This window comes from Erythrobacter sp. HI0063, assembly GCF_001635685.1.
GTDB lineage: Bacteria > Pseudomonadota > Alphaproteobacteria > Sphingomonadales > Sphingomonadaceae > Qipengyuania.
In genome coordinates, this window is record NZ_LWFF01000032.1 from 1 (window position 1) to 1,271 (window position 1,271).

At 61.1% G+C, this 1,271-nt stretch carries 1 protein-coding gene and 1 pseudogene; both read right to left on the bottom strand.

Going from position 1 to position 1,271, the window contains the following annotated elements:
* The coding region (locus A3736_RS01475; protein WP_197465455.1) for a restriction endonuclease at positions 1 to 571 on the bottom strand (571 nt) is incomplete at its 3' end.
* Positions 571 to 1,271 (bottom strand): annotated as a pseudogene (locus A3736_RS17285) (hypothetical protein); the annotation flags it as partial. The pseudogene A3736_RS17285 and the gene A3736_RS01475, both read right to left, overlap by 1 nt.

Below are 1,271 nucleotides of genomic sequence, written 5' to 3' on the forward strand. Positions count from 1 at the left end.
GGTGCTGTGGGCGGGTGGCGGCGCGCTCGGCGAAAAACCGGAACGACGCTATGGCCCTGTTGAACGCGGGGTATGGCGCCAAGCTCACCACCGCGGATTTGGCCGCGGCGATCTGCTTGAGCCAGTCGCCATCTTGCTTGTGACCTGCGTAGGACTGGATGCTAGACGACAGCTCTTCGAGGCTTAGACGTTCCCTCAAAATTTCGTCGCCACCTGACCAGTGGCGAAGGTAGGCGGCCGTCAGCAATGCGACTTTCTGCTGATGCGCGAAGCGCGTCACCTTCGCATTGGTGTCAGTCGTGGCGACCACCGCCCGGTCACAGTTCAAGGCCAACTGCATACCGCGCGCCCACATTATACGCTCGAACGCCTTCGGTGACTTCTTGTCCTTGACGTCGACAAGCGCCCTTGTTCGCACGCCACCGCCCTGTCGGCCGTACAGCCAGACGTCGACATCCGTGACTTCCTCCTCCTCGAACTGGATCGATACGCTACGGATGGCGACGAAGCCCTGCCGCGCGAAATACGCCCGCGCTAATTCTTCAAGACCTGCACCCTTGGCCAAAGCCATCAACCTCCACTCCTCAGCCGGTCAAGCGTATCATGCACGAACCGCTTGTCGGCAATGTCGTTCTTAGCCCGTACCTCGTTTCGGCTCTTGTGGGGACCCTTGAAGGCGCGCGCCGGGGAACCGTCCATCAGAACGGCGTCTTGCGCTGCCGCTCCGCCGCGGACGATGGTCAAGGCCAACTCGCCAACGTCTTTTTTAAGAAGACGCATGGTGAAACGACCCCGGCTTTGCTCGGTCGTCTCGACAACTTGCCGCGCCTCCAGCTCTCTGTAATCCTCGCCGATCGCGCGGATGCCGCCAGCCCCAGCGGCGAGCTCGTCACCGCGAACGAGGGTGCGGATCAATGCTTCGGGCATCGTAATCCGACCTCGCACGGAGTTGCTGCGCGTCTGACCATAGGTCAACGAAGCGATAAGCGCTTTCGCGTCATCAATGGGGTCCTCTTCGAACGGGCGTCCGTATTTCTGGAAGTCGTTCGGCGACGCGATGTAGCCAACAGACTCGGTACTGTTGCTAACCTCCATTCGGTCGAACAGGCCAACACTGACCAGCCGCTTGTAAAGGTCCGACCCAAGCATCCTCTCGACCTCGGCTTCGTACATCGCGCCGCTGCGTGACAGCTTGTCCTGCACCTCGGTGAGCAGGGTGCGCTCGTCCGCCTTTAGATGTTCCAGCACGCGGTGGGCCTTTTCCGCGTACT